Raw genomic sequence first — 19,239 nt, 5'->3', positions numbered from 1 at the left:
GGTTGGTTAACGAAAGCTAACCAACCTCTATTATAGCTATTTGATTATTTTCCGCCACTCTGATGCGGCGTTTAATCCTCTATTCAGACAGAAAGTTTCAGTTTATTCCACAGGCTTTACATTGTTGATATCAAAAAACTGCGGAACACTGGAGAATGTATATCCGGCGACTTTTGCTGAATTATATACTACCAAATCTTTCGCGTAAGAAACAGGCAAATCAATTACGTTATCATTTGAAATATTTAAAGCAGCAGCAACCGCGCTTTGGACAACGGTTGAATCCGCAGAGGTGGAGAACTGATTTACCGCATCAGAATATGTCTGGAAATCTTCAAGAGCCTGCAAAGAAATTGCATGGGGATCGGCACCAAGAGATTCCTGAAGGTATTTATGCGCCTCTGTATAGGAACCTTCCGTATTCCATGTGGTGATATCATAGTTACCGGCAACACCTTCTGTCCACCAAGTCATCTGATCCTGCCCGGTTGTCACCACATCGATGCCTGCCTTGGCAAGCTGTGTCTTAATGGCCAGTGCCATATCCTGTGCCAAAGAAAGATCCGTCCAATAGGTGTAATTCAGCGTCAGAGTTTCGCCGTCTTTCTCACGGAAGCCTGTGCTTTTGTTTAACATCCAGCCAGCTTCATCCAAGAGTGCATTGGCTTTATCCAGGTCAAAATTCCATGTTGTATTATAAGTAATATCGGTGTACGGTGCATTTTCACCAAAGAGAGCTGTGGCTGGGGTTTCGTAGCCGTAGGTCAGGCCCTCGGTAATTTCCTTCTTGTTCACTGCACAAGCAACCGCCTGGCGCACTTTCACATTACCCAGTTTGGAACTGGAAGCGTTTAGTACAAGGTTTCTGGTCAACGTGGAACCGTCATTAATGGCGCCCTCAATATCATCCAGTGAAAGAGCCTGATTATAGTCGTCATAAGTAATCAGGTCTGCTCCATAAATCAAATCGACTTCGCCGGTTTGCAGAGCCTGAAGGCGGGACGAAGCCTCCGGTATGTACTTAACAACCACTTCATCGTAGTATGGTGCTTCACCCCAATATTTTTCGTTGCGGACAAACCGGGTGCAGTCGCCGGAAATAAATTCCGCTCTTACATACGGGCCGGTGCCAACAATATCCGTAAAGGTCTGGAAATTCTCTGCTTCAAACACATTTGGTGACATCATGCCTGCAACATTCTGGAAGCAAAAATCATTCAAATACGAGTAGCAGGGAGCTTCATAATGAACAGCTACGGTGTACTCATCAACAACCTCTACACTTTGAATATTGTAAATGCCTTTAATGCCGCTGAAATTTGGGTTGGACTTATCAAATTCCAGAATCGCTTTTACACTTTCGGCATTGAACAGCGCTCCATCCGTAAATGTAATTCCCTCATGCAGCTTAAACGTAAGAATTGTGTTTGTATCGTCCCAACTCCAGCTTTTTGCAAGCATCGGAACAATTTCACCATTTTTATAGCTGACCAGAGTTTCATACACAAGGCCGCAGGCGATATTGTTCTCCTTATTCATTGTCAAGGTGGTGAGGCTGTCCAGTTCCTTAGCGGTAACAACTGTCAAAACCCTGGTTTTGCTTTCTTTTTCCTCTGAGAGCGGTGTCTGGCTTTCTGTAGATGTGGCCGCACTTTGATTGCCGCAGCCAACCAGGTAAAGCGCCATAAGTGCGCAGCCCAGGACAGCTGAAAGCAGTTTTTTATATCTGTTTCTCATAATCTTCTTGTCCTTTCTGTTTTTAAATTAATTTATCAGATAACCCTGCTCCGCAATTTTCCCATTTCTCATGATTATAATCCTGTCGGAAATCCGCATAGCATCTTTTCTGCTATGTGTAATAAAGATGCAGGAGCAATGGTGAAACTGCACAGAGTTTTCTACTAAGGTTAATACAGCATCAGATGAGATCAAATCGAGGCCACTGGTCACTTCGTCCATTATCAAATATTCCGGCTGCACAGCGATGGCACGAAGCAATGAAAGGCGGCGCTGCTCACCGCCTGATAACTGACGGACAGGGGTGCGAAGAAGCTTGTAATCCATATGAACAGCATCCATTAGTTCCAGAATGCGGTTTTTTCGTTCCTGTCTGCTTAAATTCGTCAGGTTAATCAAAGCCTCTTCCACATTTGCGTAAGCAGACCGTGCCGGATTTAGTGTTCCGGAGGAATCCTGAAATACAGCCTGTATTTTCTTCCGATGCTTCTTCCATGTGGAATAATTCCAATTTGTAATATTCTCGTTGTCCAATAGAATTGTACCGGAAGTTGGTTTTTCCAGGCCAATCAATAACCTGGCCAAAGTACTTTTTCCTGACCCGCTCTCTCCTTCAATTGCCAAATTTTTTCCTTTTACAAGATGGAAGTTAACGTTGGATAAAGCGTGAAAATCCCCAAGGCTTTCGTTATGATAAATTTGATTTACATCCTTTACTAAAATTTCTCCCACTTCCAATCACCCTTGCTTTCTTCTTGACTTAATTTGGAAAATTGCTTCATCCAATCTGTTTTTGGTGTTGATAACAGCTGTTCCATTGAGCCTTGTTCAATTATTTTTCCGGCCTCAAGAACGTATATCTTTTGACAGAGCCTGCGAAGCGCAGCTACGTCGTGTGACACAAATAAAATCCCTTTATCCTGCATCTGCTTTCCTATGACATCCAAAAATAGATTTCTGTTTTCCGCATCAAGTGCGGCGGTTGGTTCATCGGCAAGGATATAATCCGGTGACATTCCCAATAAAATAGCGGCGGCTATCCGCTGAAGCATACCGCCTGAAAGCTCGGAGGGGTATGCGTTTAAAACTCTGTCGGCCTCTTTTAAATTGACGAAAGACAATTTTTCTCTTGCCAATGCGAGAGCCGATGATTTATCAAGTTTCAGCCGTTTCATAAAAGTTTCCCGCATCTGAATCCCTATTTTTATTCGGCTGTCAAAAGCGGTCATAGGGTTTTGCGGGATAAAACCCACTTTTTTTCCGCAAAGTGAGCGGTGCTCTTTCCTTGAGAGTCTGATTAAATCTATATCATCCAAAAAAATATTTCCGCAGCTTATTATGCAGCTTCCGTGCAGCATCCCAAAGATGCTTCTTAACAATGTTGTTTTTCCAGAACCGCTGTGTCCGGTAAGACCGACAATCTGTCCGACCGGTATTTCCACAGATACCTGATCTAACAGGAAACGGCCTGATTTTTCCTGGACACTTAATCGATCTATGGTTAACATCAGACCGCCTCCTTTTTTGTTAATTGTCTGCCAAGTATATTGAAACAGAGTGTAGCTAGAACAACAGCACCAATGGGATATAAAATCATAGTCGGATGGAGAACTAATGCCCCACGCGCATCCAGAATCATACTTCCCCAATCAACCACATTATCACCCAGTCCCAAGCCAATAAAAGAAAAGCCGGTAACCGCCAAAATCATATCGGCGCAGGACAGACTCAGGAAACGAATCATCTCCGAAAGCAAGTTCGGAAATATATGTATTAACAGTATTCTGAATTTGGAAGCGCCCGAAGCGATTGCGCACATGACATAAGCTTTCCCCATTTCCATGTCAGTCCTTGTACGTACTAATTTGATATACCGCAAAATATAAGATACCGTTAGTGCAAAAAGCGTTGTTTTAGCGCCGCTTCCCCATGCGCCGATAAAAACAATCAGGTAAGCAATTGGCGGAATCGCTGTAACTGCATTAATCAATCCGTCAATCAGAGCATTTTCTTTCATAATGACACGGCTCACAGCCATTCCAAGGAAGGTTCCCATGAAAAACACAATAAATGAGCCGCCCAGCACAATTCCCAAGGTCGTCCATCCGCCATAGAGGATTCGGGATAGGATACATCTTCCAAGTGCATCTGTTCCGAAAGGATATTCAGGAGAAGAGGGCGAATATCGCAGCAGGAGATTGGATTCCATTGGATCATTGGGTGCGAATAAAAACCCTGCAAAAAAGAATACAATCATAGCCACAGAAACGAAGATGGAAATCCACTTTACAATCTGGTTTGACTTCATTTACTGCACCCCCTTTTTCAATCCGATGGACCATTGAATGAAGTCTGCCGCTATATTGCAAAGCGCTATCGCCAATGCCAGAAAGAATACTTCGGCATGAATCATCGGTGTATCCCGATCCAGCACATGATTTACAATTAAATATCCAAAACCGGGAATTGAAAAAATGGATTCAATTACAGTTGCATTTGCCAGGGCAAGTCCGATACTTTGTAAAAAATTCGGTACTAATCCTATCGCTGCGCGCGGAAGAAAGTGAGAAAACAAAAGAGTGCTTTCCGAAAGTCCGCGGCAACGGGCATAAAATGCATAATCTTCATTGCTTTCATGCTCTAAAGCATCCATCAAAAGCGGCGTATAAAAGGATGCTCCAAAAACCCCGATACAAATAGCCGGCGACACATAGCTTAGAACAGTGGTATTTCCAGCCACTGAAATTATGGATTTTTGTACGGCAAAATAGTCCAAAAACACAGCCGCCAAATAGAAAGACGGAACGGATACTCCCAGAATGCAAAGAAACCTGATTGCAGCCTTTGGAACTTTCCAGGGAAGTAAAAAAGCTATGCAGCTGATAATAACAATAAAAACCATCTGAAATACTGCTGCCAGAAAAACAATTCCCAACGTTTTGGGGAATGCCGTTGCAATATCTGTCCAGACATCATGCCCGTTTGCCAGGGAAGTTCCCAAGTTAAAATGAAGCAGATCCCATACCCAGCTGCCATACTGCACCAAGAGCGGCTTGTCAAAGCCTAACTGTACCCGTATTTTGTCAATCTGCTCTGCAGTGGGATTTCCAATCATCCGTTTTGCATATGCAGTTGCCGGATCAACAGAAGATAGCCGCATCAGCAAAAAAGACAACAAGGTGACTAAGAGCAAAGTAAATAGTAATTCAATCAGTTTTTGTAAAATATATTTCTTCATTTCTCGTTTCATACGAAAAAATCCTCCACCAAGTTAGATGCGACTAACTATAAGGTAAATAAAAAAGAAGCACCGCGTGCGGCGCTCCTGTCATCTGCTCACACAAATGGGAGTATACTTTATCCTGTGTTTTTCCGCTACTCCGGAAAGACCAAAAAACCTCTATTTAGACAACTTCTTTCTAAATTCAGAAGGGAGTTCGCCAACCTCTTTTTTAAATACTTCAGAAAATTTGCTTGGATTATCATATCCCATTTTGGCGGCAATTTCGGTGATGCTGTCAGAAGTATCCCGAAGCAGAATTGTGGCTGCCTGCATTCGGTAAGATTTCATATAGGCATACACGGAAGACCCGTAAACGCCCTTGAAACAAATTTTCATCGTAGTAAGGGGGATTTTAAATTTATCAGACAATTCTTGCAAAGTATAATGCCTTTTTAGGTTGGCCGTCATATATGCCTGTATCTGTTTAATAATCTGAACCTGATTTCTCGCAAAATATCTACGTTCCTTCTGACAGTCATCGACAGACATATGATTCAAGAACATAAGTAGTTCCAAAACCTTAACTTTAAGGTAATATGCAATCATTTTAGGAGAAACACAGTACAATTCAGAAAAGATGTGTTCAATTTCTCTTTGACTTCTTAAAACAAGGCATGAATCATTTTTGCAGAATTTATCTGCAAGATTAAATATGTCTATATTCAGTCCGCCAATAACACTTTCAATCTGATTTAGGGTTTGCTTCGCTTTATATAAATCAATTGTGATAGATATCCCATGATAATGTGATAGTGGAAAATAGGTAGAACTTGTTTCATTGGTCAGGTGATTAATCGCCAAATCACCGGCTCCGACATATTGATAGTCTCCGCTGCTGAATATACACTCAAAGCGGCCCTCCCGGCAGTGGTTGATTTCAAGAACATCCGGGTGGGGGATTTTATTCTGGTTCTGCCCGTCACTCATATGAAAATCATTATAAAATAATTCAATTCCCGGAAGTATTTCATATCTTGTGATAACACCTTCTCCGGTGGCGTTCTTCATTTTGTATATGGAGCAGCCATCTTCGCTGGCAATTCGTTGTACTTCCGGATCAAAAAAATCTGTAAACGGTTTTTCGCCCATTTCGTTCACCTCATTCCTTAGTAAATTATCTCCCGCTAATTACGTTCACTATAACACGTTTACCTTCTTATAGTCCACCGTATTTTTCTGCAATCACGAAGTTAGGATGCTTAGAGGCGCGTATTCTGACCGCCTTTTTCTTTGGCATACAAGACCTCGTGATGCAGATAATATCATGGAAGTACAACTTGCTGTGGGATTACCGCCAGCTCACTATGGTGCGCAGTACGAGAAGTTTGAAAAATACTTTTCTAAGAATAATGATATAATTGAAATCGAGTTTCAAGACAAATCCTATGCTATTTATATCAGTGATGTTATATCATTTCCGCAGGCATATGCTGCTGCAATACCGGTTTATAGTCAAAACTCCACTTACCCAAAGGCCATTATTGTTGATAACCATATGATTGATGTAGGGGATGACTGCATTGCAATTAAATCAGGAACATTTCATGCTGGCTTCGCTGATTACAATTGCATTTCCGGTCATCATTACCCGGCATTTGGGTTTTGATCCAGATACCGCCAATCGGTTATATGGATACGCGCAGGGTGTTCTTTTTCCATAGTCGCAGGTGGAGTTGCTTTGCAAATATTATTTCAAATATTAATTCAATAGAAACTTGACAAAAGCGTATAGCAACCATATACTATAAGCATGGATAAAGTTATTAATAACAAACATCAAATTGCATACAATTCTCTGTATTTAGCACTTGCTTTAGTTGATCTGGATAAAAAGACTCGTTACTACGGAACGGATGTGCCGATTTTTCACTCTGAAATACATGTAATAATGGCCATCGCCGAACATCCTGGCATTCATGTGGGTGGTCTGGCCGAGATTCTGGGAGTAACAAAAGGGGCCGTTTCCGAAATTCTCAAAAAGTTAGAGAGAAAGGCTCTGGTTATAAAGGAAGTTGATGATCTTAATTTATCCAGATATTCATTGAGTCTGACTGAAAAAGGTAAAAAAGCTCATAGCAACCATATGTACTATCATTCTATTTTAAACAGTATGGTTGAAGATGAGCTGCAAAATGCCTCCGTACATGAATTGGAATTTTTGTCAGACTTTCTGTCGTCCCTGATAAACAAGGTTAAAATTTTCAATGAAAATTTTGATGAGTAAAAATTTTACACAAGTGTATAGTTACTATACACATTTTTATTATTGTTGAGTTAGGAGGTACTAACATTAAAAAGAAAAAATCATCAAAGCCATGTGTGGCTTCTGATAATCGTGGAGTGAATGAGCGGAGGTATAAGCAAATACTTGAAGCTGACGAAAGGGCTTTATGGGCTATCTATAATTCTTTAGCCTCATGCGTTCCCTTTTGTTTTTATCTATATGCATACCCAATGTTTCCACAAGTCAATCCTTTTGACAATAAGTTGGAAAATAATAAAATTGATAAACATTTAAAAAAGCAAGATGAATAAAGAATTGTATCAAGGCGTATAGCAGCCATATACATCTTGCTATGGTTAAGGTAAGGAGGAGCAATGGTGTATCAAAATATGCGTTGTCGTTCGGGAAAAAAACTTAGTCCCTCAAAGGAGGAATATTTAAAAGCAATATATAAGTTGTCTGAAAAAGCACAAGCAGTACGTTCAATTGATCTTTCTGTTTATTTAGAAGTTTCAAAGCCAAGTGTTAATCATGCTGTGACTATATTGCAAGAGGAGGGACTGGTCGTTAAGCCTTTAGGTGGTGAAATCCATCTTACTGATGAAGGACGTAAACAAGGGCGGATCATTACAGCTAAATTTCACCTGATAAAACAATTCTTAATTACTTGTTGCAATATTAATGAGCGGACAGCAAGTGAAGATGCCTGTAAAATCGAGCATCTCATCAGTGATGAAACTGCTATTGCTTTAGAAAAATATTTTATCAAGTGTAAAGAGATATCCCTCGTATAATAAAAAAGTTTAATGACTAAAATAATTAATATTATATCTTCTGATTTTCTTAAAATGCTTTGACTACGGATGCAGATCCTGTAACAGGCGTGATTGGAATGTAGGAGGTAAGGAGTAAAATATGTCTGGAAAATTTGGAAGTAACGGTGCCTGCTGGTGCGGCAGCGGACGTGAATACAAAAGATGCCATGCCCTCATTGAGGATCGAATGGCAGTCTGCCGTTCAAAAGGGTATCAGGTACCCGGCCGCAATCTGCTGAAAACCCGACAGCAATTGGAAGGAATCCGGGAAAGCAGCAAACGAAACATTGCCTTGCTGGATTTCATCGGGCCTTATGTTATTGAGGGAATTACCACCGGAGAACTTGACCGGCTCATTTATGAAAAAACCGGGGAGCTGGGAGGCATACCGGCTCCGCTTCATTACAATGGATACCCTAAAAGCGTCTGCATTTCGATCAATGACGTTGTATGCCACGGCATCCCATCCAATCGGACAGCCCTGAAAAATGGAGATATTGTAAACGTTGATGTGTCTACGGTTTACAACGGTTTTTTTTCGGATTCTTCCCGCATGTATTGTGTCGGAGACGTATCCGACGAGAAGCAAAGGCTTGTTGATGTCTCAAGAGAATGCATGGAGCTTGGCATTGAACAGGTCAAACCCTGGGGATTTCTTGGGGATGTAGGGCAGGCGGTCCATGAACATGCCGGTAAAAATGGCTATTCTGTTGTCCGTGAAATCGGAGGTCATGGTATTGGCCTGCAATTCCATGAAGATCCCTGGGTCAGCTTTGTGTCCAAAAAAGGAACAGGGATGGTTTTGGTTCCTGGCCTTGTTTTTACCGTAGAGCCAATGATCAATATGGGGAACGACGAAGTGTTTACAGATGAAAATGATAACTGGACCGTTTATACTGCCGATGGAAAGCCCTCGGCGCAATGGGAAAAAACGGTGCTTGTGACAGAAACGGGCTATGAAATATTAACATATTGAAGGCATATCATTTATTTCACAGGTATTTCGATTAACCTTGTCCGAAAATTGTAGTATTGAAATGGAATTACTTATGGTATGACACTAATACTTTAAGGTTCTTTCATTGGAAAATATGTATATGTATACTATATCTAATACCTGTAGTATTAATAAAATACAACGAATGGAGTATGCCAATGGATAGAACCTTGTTAGGGAAAAATGTACAGCTGTTTCGGGAAAGAAAAGGCATAAGTCAGGAAGTTCTGGCGGAACAGGCTGGTCTGAGTACAGCTTTTATTGCAAGCATTGAGCAGGGAGTCAAAACCCCCAGCCTGGATAGTTTTATAAAAATTGCCAATATCCTGTCTGTTTCTGCAGACGATTTGCTTGGATATCAGATCCGGACCCATTATGAAATAAAAGGTTCAAAGCTTGGTGAATTGATTCAAGGTCTTCCGTTTGCGGAACAGAAAAAGATATATGATGTAGTGGAAGTCATGGTTAAAAATGCAGACCTGAACAGGTGAATGCGATGATATTCATGATTTTTGATACGGAAGAAGAAAAGAGCAAGTTTATCCGGCTTTATGACAAATACAGAAAGTTCATTTTTTATACGGTAAAAAGATTCATATCCAATGAAGCTGATATTGAGGATTACTTACAGGATATTTACTTGATTGTTGGTGAAAATCTCAATCGGATTGATGAAAATAATGAGAGAAGGACCAGAAATTATGTAATCACATTGACGCGCAATTATTGTATCAGCCGTTGGCGGAAGAATAAGAATGTAAAGGAAGAAGAATTCTCTGATACAGTGGATTATCAGAATGAAAGATTTGATCCTTTAAATATTGTGATTAATATAGAATCCTATGAGATGCTTGTAAAAGCCCTGGATAAATTGGATTATAAGTATCGTGCTGCATTGGAACTGAAATATATCAATGATCTCAGTGATGATAATATAGCTAAGATTCTTAATATTAATAAAAAAAATGTACAAATGAGAATTTACCGCGCCAAATTAATGGTACGTAAATATATGGAGGAATTATCAAGTGGCGAGATTGGATCGTGAGGATGCGCTTTTTGAAACGCTGCTAAGAACTGCCGTAATCGAGCGCAGCTATAAAGAACTGGAAGCGTATCCCGCAGATGACATAATCAACAAAGTTGATGACAGCCAATATGATAACAGGATTCGAAAATACATTAAGAGACTTGAACAAAAATTTTTTGTTCAGAAACTGTATTTATACGGCAAGATAGCAACAGCAGCGATAATTATGGTAATTGGAGTAACCTTTGCGGGCTTTATGAATGCAAAAGAAGCCGGAGCTTCCTGTGCCCGTTTTATAAAGACGATCTATGAGAAATTTATAGAATATAAATTTTTGGATTCGCCGAAGGAATCGGCCATGGAGTATAGCCTGGGTTATGTCCCGGATGGCTATGATGCGGTGGGCGTAGAACAAAGTTCCCTCCTTAAAACCATTACATACGAAAATGACAATCAAGAGGAACTGACGGTTGAGTTTTTCAAGGAAGGGAACAGCGTCAGCCAGATCGATCATGAGGATTGTACCGTGGTGGATTGGAAAATAAATGGTTGGGAATGTGAGATTTATCTTTATGATAATGATAAGGTCAATAAGCTCATTATGAGTTCGGACATTGGTCTGATCGTAATCAGAGGAAACCTGGATGAGGAAGAATTTAAAAAAATTGGTAAAAATATAAAATAGCTCGTAGTAAAATTTCCCAATATGCGTTTATAAACATAAATCATATTTTGAAAGGAGACTACATATGAAATTGAAAAAGCTTTTACTGGTCCCGCTGGTGACATTTCTGCTTCCCATGAATTGTCTGGCAGCATCTACGAGCGCAACCCCTGCGGAAGAAGACTCTTCCATGTATCAAATCATCATGCCTCAGTTTGTATATACCAATGATACTCATCTGGCTTTGGATTTAAGCGGTAACTCCGCAACATGTCTTGTTAAAATTGTGGGGTATGAAAATGTGACAAAGATATCCGGTACGATGACTCTGTACAAACAGCAGTCAAATGGGAGCAAAACGAAAATATCTTCCTGGAGCCTTTCCTCCAATGGTAAGATATTGCAAAGTGAAAAAAATGCGTCATTAAGCGGATCCGGAAAATATGTACTCACATTTTCCGGAAAAGTATATGCTGGCAGCAAATCTGAGACGGTTTCATTGACAACAACAAAGACAAATTAATAGATTGACATGGACATGTCGGCAGCAAGAGCAGCTATAATAATGAAAAAAGTCGTAACCACGCCCCGAAGAATGGAATAATATAAAATAAAAGATTATGTGAAATGAGATCATGGGCTATTATATAACTGTTGATGGTAACGTAAAGATTTATGTTGAAGATTTAAATCCGGACTGTAAAAAAACGATTTTGTTTCTTCATGGCTGGCCGGGAAGCCATAAACTTTTTGAGTATCAGTTTAATGTGCTTCCTAAAATGGGATTTCGCTGTATCGGAATTGATACTAGAGGCTTTGGGAATTCCGACAAGCCTTTTTGCGGGTATGATTATGACCGGTTAGCAGATGACGTAAGAGAGGTCATCAATGAGCTGAAATTACAGGACATTACTTTGTTGGGACATTCCACCGGCGGAGCCATCGCAATCAGATATATGGCCAGGCATAAGGGCTTCGGGGTATCGAAGCTTGTTCTATGTGCCGCTGCCGCCCCAAGCCTGATTAAACGTCCGAATTTTCCTTATGGGATTGATAAGGAGGCAGTTGTTCAAATCATTGAGGGGACCTACGCCGACCGCCCGCAAATGCTGAGCAATTTTGGTAATATGTTCTTTTTCCAACATATCACCGGACCGTTTTCCGACTGGTTTTTCCAGTTAGGTCTGCAGGCAGCCGGCTGGGCAACTGCAGAGGTTGCCAATACCTGGATCAAAGAGGTATTGTTTACGGATTTAAACGCAATCAGGGTTCCAACCTTAATCATTCACGGGATCCATGATAAAGTTGTACTATTTCCTTTGGGTGAGATTCAGCATCAATCCATTAGGAACTCGGTGCTGGTACCATTTGAGTTCAGCGGTCATGCCACATTTTATGATCAGAAGGATGAATTTAATAAAGTATTGTCTGAATTTGTGAAAGGAAAATGTTAAAGAGTGAAATTCCTAAAAAGGGCGAAGCCTGATAACAGGTCTCGCCCTTTGCATCTGTTTTATTTGGGATTCTGGCTTTTTCTTAATATCATGGCAATAATGTTCATGTATTTTCCAGCTCCGGCTTCCATAGATTTTCTATCGTTCACCGCATATTTGTTGTCACAGGAGAGCCAGTCATTCCAGCTCTCCTCAAAGCATTCCATTTCCCAGACCGTAAGCAGTTCTGCGCCCTCCGCAGAGCCAATGATGTTTTTCCAGTAATCCATATCGTGCAATGTTTCAATGTCCTCTGCAGTCCAAGAAAGTAACATCTCAGATGGGATGTTATCATGGATATCCTTCTTTAACCCTGGGAAAGCGAGCAAAAGGTATCCTCCGCATCGAACAAGCGGCAATAAATGCTGATTCAGATAGGTCTTATCCCGCCCAAAGTAATGGTAGGAGTCAATACTGACGGCCGCATCAAAGAATTCTTCCGCAAAAGGCAGGTCATGGGCTTCTCCCTTAAGAGGGATGATCTGCTCATTAGTCAGCCCCATTTCATCAAATGTTTTTTTATTATCGGTAGGTGAGATCCAGAGATCTACAGCAAAAACCTTTAATCCGTATTCTTTTGCGAGGAATACGGAAGTGACACCATGGCCGCAGCCAAGGTCAAGTACAGTCATATCTTCCTTTAAGGGTTCCATGGCAAGCAGTTCTTCTGCGATTTTCATGGGATTAGGGCCCATGATGTTTTTCGCGATAAAATCCCTGTCATATTTTTGTGAGAGTGAATCATTCATCATTCATCTTCCTTTCCATTGTGCGATGCTTTTATCTGCAATGACAATTTTGGAATATGTCAGATTAAAAAACCGGGCATAGCAAGCACTATGCCCGGACCGTTATTTTATTAATTTGGTTTGACATAGTTCTGTATGAAACATAATTGCATCACAAATAAAAGCAACCAAATCATTGCGTTTTTGTATGATTACAAATAAAAATGCTCCTTACAGAACAATAGACAAACAGACACCACCTTTTCGTTTAAAATATGACTTGACTTTACCATGATTTCAGCCTTATGTCAATACTTCTGAGAGCGTGATTCTTCCCTGTATTTCTGAGAGAGCGATTCTTCCCTGGGCTCCTCAGCAGCGTCCGGGGCTTTCGAAATGTTCTGGGAATAATGCTCTTTCGGCTGCGTATTCAGCCGGAATCTCCCCACTTCTTCGCGCAATGTATTGGCCTGGGCGCTCATTTCCTCACTGGCGGCTGAATTTTCCTCGGCTGTAGCAGCATTTGTCTGTATTACGGCAGATACCTGTTCCAATCCTGACCGGATCTGTTCAATGGAAGAGGCCTGTTCCGAGGTAGCGTCGTTGATTTTATTGACGATATCATTGATCTGACCGGTTGTTTCATCAATATCCTGCAGAATCTGTGCGGTCTTGCGCGTTATCTGGGTACCTTCCTGTACTGCATTCACAGAATGCTGGATCAGCTCGGCCGTTTGCTTGGCAGCTTCTGCAGACTTGGCAGCCAGGTTGCGGACCTCGTCGGCTACAACGGAAAAGCCTTTTCCTGCTGTCCCGGCCCGTGCAGCTTCAATTGCAGCGTTGAGGGAAAGGATATTGGTCTGGAAAGCAATATCTTCGATTACTTTTGTAATATTCGTAATCTGATCGGAAGCGGAGCCGATATTATCCATTGCCTCAGTAAGCTGCCGCATATGGGCACCGCCGTTTTTTACATTCTGACTCGTCTGTTCCACATACCGTGTTGCTTTATATACATTTTCCGAATTCTCTGCAGACTGTTCTGCAATGCTTGCAACGGATGCGGATAATTCCTCCACAGACGATGCCTGTTCGGTAGATCCTGCGGCCAGTTCCTGTGCTCCCGCAGAAACCTGTTCCGTTCCGGTGTTTACCTGTCCGGCGGCATTGTCGATCAATACCAGGGTCTGGTTCAAGGATGAAACGGTTTTTAAAATTGCCAGCTTAATGGCTTTAAAGTCGCCGATATAATCCAGGTCCACGGAAAAACGCATGTCTCCCTCTGCCAGAAGATTGAGCTTTTCGGTAATGTCACGGATATAGGAGGTAATGGAAGCGTTTGTATTTCTTATATTTTCGGCCATACTGCCCAGTTCATCCCGGCTTTCATATGTGATCTGAGCCTTTAAATTTCCTTTTGATATTTCCCTGTAAACAAGGTCTATCTCCTTTACAGGATCCAGTATGGATTTCCGGATGGCTCCTGTAATAAAAAATGCGAACAACAGGGAAAATCCAAGAGACAGGACAAGCATCAGCCATGCTGAGTTCATAAGGCTTTGTGCTTCCTGCTTCTGTGAAGCTGCGAACTGCTGCTGGATATTGGAAAAGCTTAAAAGGATTTCTTCCGCCTGGTCCAAGACCGGTATATAGCTGCTTTCATATAGCTCATAGGCTTTGCTGCCGCTTTCTTTTGCAGGATTTTTGAGTATTTCTGAAATCTCTTCCCGGATGGTCTGAGCTTGCGACAGCAAATCTCTTAACTGTGTAATATCCTTCTCTCTGGCATTGGAGGACTGGTTTTTGGCGAAATCCTCCAGGGCATTTGAAACGCCTTGAGCTTGTTCCTGTGCTTTTGCCAGGTTATCCTGAGCGGATTGGGATTCATCCTCAAGAATTGCCTGCAGCAGATACTTTTGAGCCGATACCAGGCCGGATCTCATGGTCCACGTACTGTTGGTATTCGGTACGGTATAACGGTAATAGCGTTCTACCTGGAATCCGATATTTTTCGTGCTTAATGCGGAGAGACCGGTGGAGGCCATGATTAACAGCAGCATGATACCAAAGCCCAGAATCAGTTTTTGGCTGATTGACAGGTTCTTAATCAATGAGCCTTTTTTCCTTTGGGAATCTCCTGTGTTGTCGTTCTGTTTCTTCATCTTATCTTTCCCTTTCCAGTTGTTGTTTTCTGCCCCTGTTTTTGCAGGGGGGAATGCCGTAAGCGATATATTATATATCGGAAATATTCTGTTAATCATAAGAATCTTCAGAATATATTATCGGTTCCAGGGAAGGGATTCCGGGAAGCCAGTCAAAGCGGCGGCACAGTCTCTGGTGCTGATTGACAGCCACTCGCAGAGTTTTCTCATACTGCTTCCTTTATCCGCAGTAGAAGAAACGATTTGAAAACAATTTTTTTCAGTAAAACAACGGAAGGTGCTGATCGGCAGCAGATGTTTAAGGGAGGCTGTTTCCGGTTCTCTCCAGGCCCGGCTGGAGGGCTTTTCCAGAGTGATCTTATATACGGAACCATCGCTTTGATAAACCCGGAGCCGGTACCCGTACTCTGCCTGTTTTTGGTCAAGAACAGGAAGGAAAGATGCATCAAGCGTATAAAATACCTCCTTTTGAATCCGCTTTCCTTTTCTTTTTAACAGAATGTGTGCTCCTCCGGCGAATATTCCGCCGTCAAACAGATGAAGGATATCCCTGCACCGTCTGGCAGCTTCTTTATAGGGCAGCGAGGTGGCAAGAAAGAGGGGACCGTGCTCTTTTACAGCCTTCAGCCAGGAGATGACTGCCGGGTCCACCCTGTCCGACCGGTCGAAAACCAGTGTTCCGTCAATGTCGAAAAAGAATGCCTTTGGCTTCCAGGGGATCCGAAACAGGGGATAAGGCCCAAATCTGCCGGAATGATCATAGTCCGCTCTCCCTCCGTAAGCAAGATAGCAGGTGCATGCCGCTCTGCCGCATTCCGGAGACGGAAGGCTTCCATTGCAATTGTACCAGTTTTCCTTTAAGGAATGACCTATGTTGCAAAGTCTGAGTTTTCCGTCTCCCTCTACGAATAACCGGTTAAGGCACTGGCTTTTATCCGCCTGTCTGCGGCCTAATTCCTGGGCAAAAAACGGGTCGATGCTCTGAAAGGCTGCCTGTTCGTCAGCGGTATAGGGACGTTTTACCCCATCCATGCGGTTGATCCATAAGTAGATCTCTTCCGGGAGGCATTCCCGAAGCTGTCTTAACAGGTCAAGATTTTCCGGAATTCCAACGGCCCCTACGGAAAAACTTATTCCCTCTTTTATTAATTTTTTGCATTGCCTGATAAATTGGGAAAGGGATGTCATTTCGGGATGAAAGGTTGCCCAAAGCCGGAGTTTTTCCCGATGTCCGCCGGCTGCGGCATATTTTTTTAAGCATTTTGCCATGGAAAAGCTTAAATTGGTCTGGGCTCCGACCGCCTCTATTGTTTCCATGCTGCTTATGCGGGCAAGACCTTCCCAGTAATAGGGATGGATCAGGATCTCTCCATATGGTACGATCATCAGGGCTTCGGTTCCAAGCCTGGGTGCCTGTTCCCTTAAGCTGTTTATGAATCGTTGAAGCTGTTCCTGGTCCTTTGCCAGCTCTCCTCTGGAAGATTTATGTTTGGAAAACGGGCAGTAGGAGCAGTTGTAATTGCAGCTTTTTAAAGAGCCGCGGTATAGTATTGTCTTAATAGCCATAGGTTTCCTCCCATAATTCCCCATCAGAAAGCAGATAACCATTGGTAATTGATTTTCCTGTTTGCAGATAGATTTATGATAGCATATTGCGGCAGCGATTCCTAGTTAAAAAATGTAAAAAATGGAAGATGCCGGATTCCGCATCAAAGGGCCCTTTCACTCAATAATAGCCATTCACAAACGCCTGCAAATGCGTTATAATAAACCTATTACACCAGAATCTGGTAACAGAAGGTGAGATATGGAAAGACGAGGGAATGTTTATGAATGTTAAAAAAATCTTGTCACTGGTGGTTGCTGCGGCATTGGCAGCAGGGCTTCCCTGTACGACTGCAATGGCGGCATCCAGAAAGAAGATCACAACGGTGAACTTAACCGTGGCCGCAGATGTAGTGCCGGGACGTTCCGTTTCGGAACAGCAGGCCGAGGTAACATCAAAGAGCAGCAGGATTGAAGTGGGGGATTGTGAATTCATTAACGACGGCTTTCAGTGGTCGGAACAGGATGTTCCCAGGCTGGAAGTGAAGCTGTATGCAGAAGACGGATATTATTTTGCGACTACCGATACCAGCTTTACGATTAACGGCGGAACCTATGTAAAGCAGAAGAAAGAAGATTTCAGTCAGACACTGACCGTTACCATAGACCTTCCTAAGGTCAGCGAATTTACCCAGGCCATAGCAGGAGCTGAATGGAGCTCTTTAACCACAGCCAGCTGGAGTCCGTCGGCCGGGGCCGGAAGTTATGAGGTGAAGCTGTACCGTGATGGAAAGAGCGCGGGGGAGGTGAAGACTACCGGCGAGACAAGTCTGGATTTTACGGATGCCATGATAAAAACCGGAAACTATTCGTTCCGGGTGCGTCCGGTGAATAAGCAGAATGCAGAGAATAAAGGCGACTGGATCGAATCTTCCGTTAAATATATTGATGCGGCAGCTGCAGAGCGAAACCGTTTAAGCACAAACGGAAGCAGCGGATCAGCCGGCGGTGTGAGCGGCTGGAAACAGGATCAGACCGGCTGGTGGTACAGAAACGGTGACGGAAGCTATACGGTGAATAACTGGCAGATTATCAACAGCCAGTGGTATTTCTTCAATGAGGGGGGCTATATGGCAACAGGCTGGATCAATTGGAACGGAAAACAGTACTACTGCGATCCCGCAGGAGGTCAGATGCTTGTGAATGCATCAACTCCTGATGGAGCCAAGGTTGGAGCCGATGGAGCAAAACTTCCTTAGGATCTTAAATAAAAAACTGGCGGGCTGCTTTTGCAACCCGCCTTTTTGACCGCGGCGGAACACTGGTTCCTCTTAAAAATGCTTGTAGGATTAACGATTCTATCATATAATAACACGAAGGAGCAGACAGGAATGACGGGAAAAAAGATAGGAAAATTTTATAAGCGCTTTGTGGCGGCTGCGGCCATTTTTATGACGCTTTGTATGGCAGGCTGCAGCGGGGCTGTCACAAGTCCTGCCGATTTCATGCCCGGTAAAGCCGGGCAGGCGGAGAATGGGGGAGAAGCGGATACCGCAGCAGATTCGGATTTAAAGGTACATTTTATTGATGTAGGCCAGGGAGACAGTACCCTCATTGAACAGGCCGGACATTTCATGCTGGTAGATGCAGGAGAACAAGATCAGGGAGAGGCTGTTATTTCTTACTTAAAGAAGCAGGGAGTTAAAAAGCTGGATTATGTAATCGGAACCCATCCTCATTCAGATCATATCGGCGGCCTGGAGGCGGTTATCCGGGAATTTGATATTCAAAAGGTCATGTTGCCGGAAAAGGAACATACCACAAAGATTTATGAACGTCTGCTCGATGCCATAGCTGATAAGGATTTAAAAATCACCCTTCCAAAGGTGGGAGACAGCTATGTGCTGGGAGATGCGTCCTTCCGGATCATTGCTCCGAACCGTGATTATGGAGATAACTTGAATAACTGGTCTGTGGGCATCCGGCTGGCTTATGGAAAAAACAGCTTTGTCTTATGCGGGGATGCGGAAAAAGAATCAGAAGAGGATATGATAGCCAGCGGCCTGGATTTAAAAGCCGATGTGCTGAAGCTTTCCCATCATGGAAGCAGCACCTCATCCTCGGAACCGTTCATGGATTTAGTGGACCCGGACTATGCGGTGATCTCCTGCGGAAAGAATAATGATTACGGACATCCTCATAAAGAGATCCTGGATATGCTTCATAAGCGCAGCATTCAGACTTTCAGGACCGATGAACTGGGAACCATCCTGGCGGTCAGTGACGGATCAAAGGTATCCTTTTCCGCAGCCAGGTCAGATGAAAAAGAAAGCCGGGATACAGCAAAGGTACGGACAGAGACCGCGTCCGTAACCCGGGAGTATGTAATCAATACCAATACGAAAAAGTTCCATCTTCCGGATTGCAAGTCAGCAGCTTCCATGAAAAAGGAGAACCGAAAGACCTATACAGGAACCAGAGAAGAATTGATACAAATGGGATATGAGCCGTGCCAGAGCTGCAGCCCCTAAAGCTTGGACGCGGACAGGGACAGGGAAAGG

At 42.9% G+C, this 19,239-nt stretch carries 20 protein-coding genes; 11 read left to right on the top strand and 9 right to left on the bottom strand.

Going from position 1 to position 19,239, the window contains the following annotated elements:
* Positions 1-102: 102 nt before the first annotated feature.
* The 6 genes from BQ9856_RS21380 to BQ9856_RS21355 form a co-directional block, all read right to left on the bottom strand.
* Positions 103-1,737, bottom strand: coding sequence for a nickel ABC transporter substrate-binding protein (locus BQ9856_RS21380; RefSeq protein WP_077612815.1), 1,635 nt, complete (start codon positions 1,735-1,737; stop codon positions 103-105).
* A 27-nt stretch (positions 1,738-1,764) separates the two neighbouring features.
* Positions 1,765-2,469 (bottom strand): ATP-binding cassette domain-containing protein, encoded by a 705-nt coding sequence (locus tag BQ9856_RS21375; protein ID WP_235839279.1) that lies wholly within the window; start codon positions 2,467-2,469, stop codon positions 1,765-1,767.
* Positions 2,454-3,245 carry an ATP-binding cassette domain-containing protein gene (locus tag BQ9856_RS21370; RefSeq protein ID WP_077612813.1) on the bottom strand — a complete coding sequence of 264 codons (792 nt, stop codon included), beginning with the start codon at positions 3,243-3,245 and terminating at the stop codon, positions 2,454-2,456. The genes BQ9856_RS21375 and BQ9856_RS21370 overlap by 16 nt, the downstream gene beginning before the upstream one ends.
* Positions 3,245-4,045 carry an ABC transporter permease gene (locus BQ9856_RS21365; protein WP_077612812.1) on the bottom strand — a complete coding sequence of 267 codons (801 nt, stop codon included), beginning with the start codon at positions 4,043-4,045 and terminating at the stop codon, positions 3,245-3,247. Before BQ9856_RS21365 ends, BQ9856_RS21370 begins: the two co-directional genes overlap by 1 nt.
* Positions 4,046-4,987, bottom strand: coding sequence for an ABC transporter permease (locus BQ9856_RS21360; RefSeq protein WP_077612811.1), 942 nt, complete (start codon positions 4,985-4,987; stop codon positions 4,046-4,048).
* A gap of 150 nt (positions 4,988-5,137) precedes the next feature.
* On the bottom strand, positions 5,138-6,109 hold the full coding sequence (locus BQ9856_RS21355; protein ID WP_077612810.1) for a helix-turn-helix domain-containing protein: 972 nt from the start codon (positions 6,107-6,109) through the stop codon (positions 5,138-5,140).
* A 175-nt stretch (positions 6,110-6,284) separates the two neighbouring features.
* On the opposite strand from BQ9856_RS21355, the gene BQ9856_RS24390 reads away from it, so the two are divergent.
* The 9 genes from BQ9856_RS24390 to BQ9856_RS21310 all read left to right on the top strand — a co-directional run bounded on the left by BQ9856_RS24390 (position 6,285) and on the right by BQ9856_RS21310 (position 12,204).
* Positions 6,285-6,626 (top strand): glycosyl hydrolase family 28 protein, encoded by a 342-nt coding sequence (locus BQ9856_RS24390; protein ID WP_139348746.1) that lies wholly within the window; start codon positions 6,285-6,287, stop codon positions 6,624-6,626.
* Between the two features lie 144 nt (positions 6,627-6,770).
* Positions 6,771-7,244, top strand: coding sequence for a MarR family winged helix-turn-helix transcriptional regulator (locus BQ9856_RS21350; RefSeq protein ID WP_077612809.1), 474 nt, complete (start codon positions 6,771-6,773; stop codon positions 7,242-7,244).
* A 374-nt stretch (positions 7,245-7,618) separates the two neighbouring features.
* The gene (locus BQ9856_RS21340; RefSeq protein WP_235839278.1) at positions 7,619-8,038 is read left to right on the top strand and encodes a metal-dependent transcriptional regulator; all 420 of its coding nucleotides are present in this window, start codon (positions 7,619-7,621) and stop codon (positions 8,036-8,038) included.
* 121 nt (positions 8,039-8,159) lie between these two features.
* Positions 8,160-9,035, top strand: a complete 876-nt coding sequence (locus BQ9856_RS21335; protein ID WP_077612807.1) for a methionyl aminopeptidase — start codon at positions 8,160-8,162, stop codon at positions 9,033-9,035.
* A 179-nt stretch (positions 9,036-9,214) separates the two neighbouring features.
* Positions 9,215-9,547 carry a helix-turn-helix domain-containing protein gene (locus BQ9856_RS21330; protein WP_159442059.1) on the top strand — a complete coding sequence of 111 codons (333 nt, stop codon included), beginning with the start codon at positions 9,215-9,217 and terminating at the stop codon, positions 9,545-9,547.
* A 5-nt stretch (positions 9,548-9,552) separates the two neighbouring features.
* Positions 9,553-10,104, top strand: coding sequence for an RNA polymerase sigma factor (locus BQ9856_RS21325; protein WP_077612805.1), 552 nt, complete (start codon positions 9,553-9,555; stop codon positions 10,102-10,104).
* A complete protein-coding gene (locus BQ9856_RS21320; protein WP_077612804.1) occupies positions 10,085-10,771 on the top strand; it encodes a DUF4367 domain-containing protein in 687 nt (228 codons plus the stop codon). The genes BQ9856_RS21325 and BQ9856_RS21320 overlap by 20 nt, the downstream gene beginning before the upstream one ends.
* A gap of 64 nt (positions 10,772-10,835) precedes the next feature.
* Positions 10,836-11,273, top strand: a complete 438-nt coding sequence (locus BQ9856_RS21315; RefSeq protein ID WP_077612803.1) for a hypothetical protein — start codon at positions 10,836-10,838, stop codon at positions 11,271-11,273.
* A 112-nt stretch (positions 11,274-11,385) separates the two neighbouring features.
* Complete coding sequence (locus tag BQ9856_RS21310) at positions 11,386-12,204, top strand: alpha/beta fold hydrolase (RefSeq protein WP_077612802.1); 819 nt, start codon at positions 11,386-11,388, stop codon at positions 12,202-12,204.
* A gap of 59 nt (positions 12,205-12,263) precedes the next feature.
* Here BQ9856_RS21310 and BQ9856_RS21305 read toward each other — a convergent pair whose 3' ends face one another.
* The 3 genes from BQ9856_RS21305 to BQ9856_RS24955 all read right to left on the bottom strand — a co-directional run bounded on the left by BQ9856_RS21305 (position 12,264) and on the right by BQ9856_RS24955 (position 16,699).
* Positions 12,264-12,995 (bottom strand): SAM-dependent methyltransferase, encoded by a 732-nt coding sequence (locus tag BQ9856_RS21305; protein WP_235839277.1) that lies wholly within the window; start codon positions 12,993-12,995, stop codon positions 12,264-12,266.
* 284 nt (positions 12,996-13,279) lie between these two features.
* Complete coding sequence (locus BQ9856_RS21300) at positions 13,280-15,133, bottom strand: methyl-accepting chemotaxis protein (protein ID WP_077613488.1); 1,854 nt, start codon at positions 15,131-15,133, stop codon at positions 13,280-13,282.
* Positions 15,134-15,250: 117 nt separating this feature from the next.
* Positions 15,251-16,699, bottom strand: coding sequence for an STM4011 family radical SAM protein (locus tag BQ9856_RS24955; RefSeq protein ID WP_200801336.1), 1,449 nt, complete (start codon positions 16,697-16,699; stop codon positions 15,251-15,253).
* 263 nt (positions 16,700-16,962) lie between these two features.
* On the opposite strand from BQ9856_RS24955, the gene BQ9856_RS21290 reads away from it, so the two are divergent.
* Together BQ9856_RS21290 and BQ9856_RS21285 are read left to right on the top strand one after the other, a co-directional pair.
* Entirely contained in the window at positions 16,963-17,937 is a 975-nt protein-coding gene (locus BQ9856_RS21290) for a cell wall-binding protein (RefSeq protein WP_077612800.1), read from the top strand.
* Positions 17,938-18,069: 132 nt separating this feature from the next.
* Positions 18,070-19,209, top strand: a complete 1,140-nt coding sequence (locus tag BQ9856_RS21285; protein WP_077612799.1) for a ComEC/Rec2 family competence protein — start codon at positions 18,070-18,072, stop codon at positions 19,207-19,209.
* Positions 19,210-19,239 lie beyond the last annotated feature (30 nt).

This window comes from Clostridium sp. Marseille-P2415 (assembly GCF_900155545.1).
Classification (GTDB): domain Bacteria; phylum Bacillota; class Clostridia; order Lachnospirales; family Lachnospiraceae; genus Lacrimispora.
Note: the sequence above shows the minus strand (reverse complement) of the source record. Positions and strands in the feature narration are given on the sequence as shown.

What these genes read in the sequence shown, in the direction of transcription:
- BQ9856_RS21360 (WP_077612811.1), bottom strand. Translation starts at nt 4,987, where the DNA reads ATGAAACGAGAAATGAAGAAATATATTTTACAAAAACTGATTGAATTA.
- BQ9856_RS21305 (WP_235839277.1), bottom strand. Translation starts at nt 12,995, where the DNA reads ATGATGAATGATTCACTCTCACAAAAATATGACAGGGATTTTATCGCG.
- BQ9856_RS21315 (WP_077612803.1), top strand. Translation starts at nt 10,836, where the DNA reads ATGAAATTGAAAAAGCTTTTACTGGTCCCGCTGGTGACATTTCTGCTT.
- BQ9856_RS21335 (WP_077612807.1), top strand. Translation starts at nt 8,160, where the DNA reads ATGTCTGGAAAATTTGGAAGTAACGGTGCCTGCTGGTGCGGCAGCGGA.
- BQ9856_RS21355 (WP_077612810.1), bottom strand. Translation starts at nt 6,109, where the DNA reads ATGGGCGAAAAACCGTTTACAGATTTTTTTGATCCGGAAGTACAACGA.
- BQ9856_RS24390 (WP_139348746.1), top strand. Translation starts at nt 6,285, where the DNA reads ATGGAAGTACAACTTGCTGTGGGATTACCGCCAGCTCACTATGGTGCG.
- BQ9856_RS21285 (WP_077612799.1), top strand. Translation starts at nt 18,070, where the DNA reads ATGACGGGAAAAAAGATAGGAAAATTTTATAAGCGCTTTGTGGCGGCT.
- BQ9856_RS24955 (WP_200801336.1), bottom strand. Translation starts at nt 16,699, where the DNA reads ATGGCTATTAAGACAATACTATACCGCGGCTCTTTAAAAAGCTGCAAT.
- BQ9856_RS21350 (WP_077612809.1), top strand. Translation starts at nt 6,771, where the DNA reads ATGGATAAAGTTATTAATAACAAACATCAAATTGCATACAATTCTCTG.
- BQ9856_RS21370 (WP_077612813.1), bottom strand. Translation starts at nt 3,245, where the DNA reads ATGTTAACCATAGATCGATTAAGTGTCCAGGAAAAATCAGGCCGTTTC.
- BQ9856_RS21290 (WP_077612800.1), top strand. Translation starts at nt 16,963, where the DNA reads ATGAATGTTAAAAAAATCTTGTCACTGGTGGTTGCTGCGGCATTGGCA.
- BQ9856_RS21340 (WP_235839278.1), top strand. Translation starts at nt 7,619, where the DNA reads ATGGTGTATCAAAATATGCGTTGTCGTTCGGGAAAAAAACTTAGTCCC.
- BQ9856_RS21365 (WP_077612812.1), bottom strand. Translation starts at nt 4,045, where the DNA reads ATGAAGTCAAACCAGATTGTAAAGTGGATTTCCATCTTCGTTTCTGTG.
- BQ9856_RS21380 (WP_077612815.1), bottom strand. Translation starts at nt 1,737, where the DNA reads ATGAGAAACAGATATAAAAAACTGCTTTCAGCTGTCCTGGGCTGCGCA.
- BQ9856_RS21325 (WP_077612805.1), top strand. Translation starts at nt 9,553, where the DNA reads ATGATATTCATGATTTTTGATACGGAAGAAGAAAAGAGCAAGTTTATC.
- BQ9856_RS21310 (WP_077612802.1), top strand. Translation starts at nt 11,386, where the DNA reads ATGGGCTATTATATAACTGTTGATGGTAACGTAAAGATTTATGTTGAA.
- BQ9856_RS21300 (WP_077613488.1), bottom strand. Translation starts at nt 15,133, where the DNA reads ATGAAGAAACAGAACGACAACACAGGAGATTCCCAAAGGAAAAAAGGC.
- BQ9856_RS21330 (WP_159442059.1), top strand. Translation starts at nt 9,215, where the DNA reads ATGGATAGAACCTTGTTAGGGAAAAATGTACAGCTGTTTCGGGAAAGA.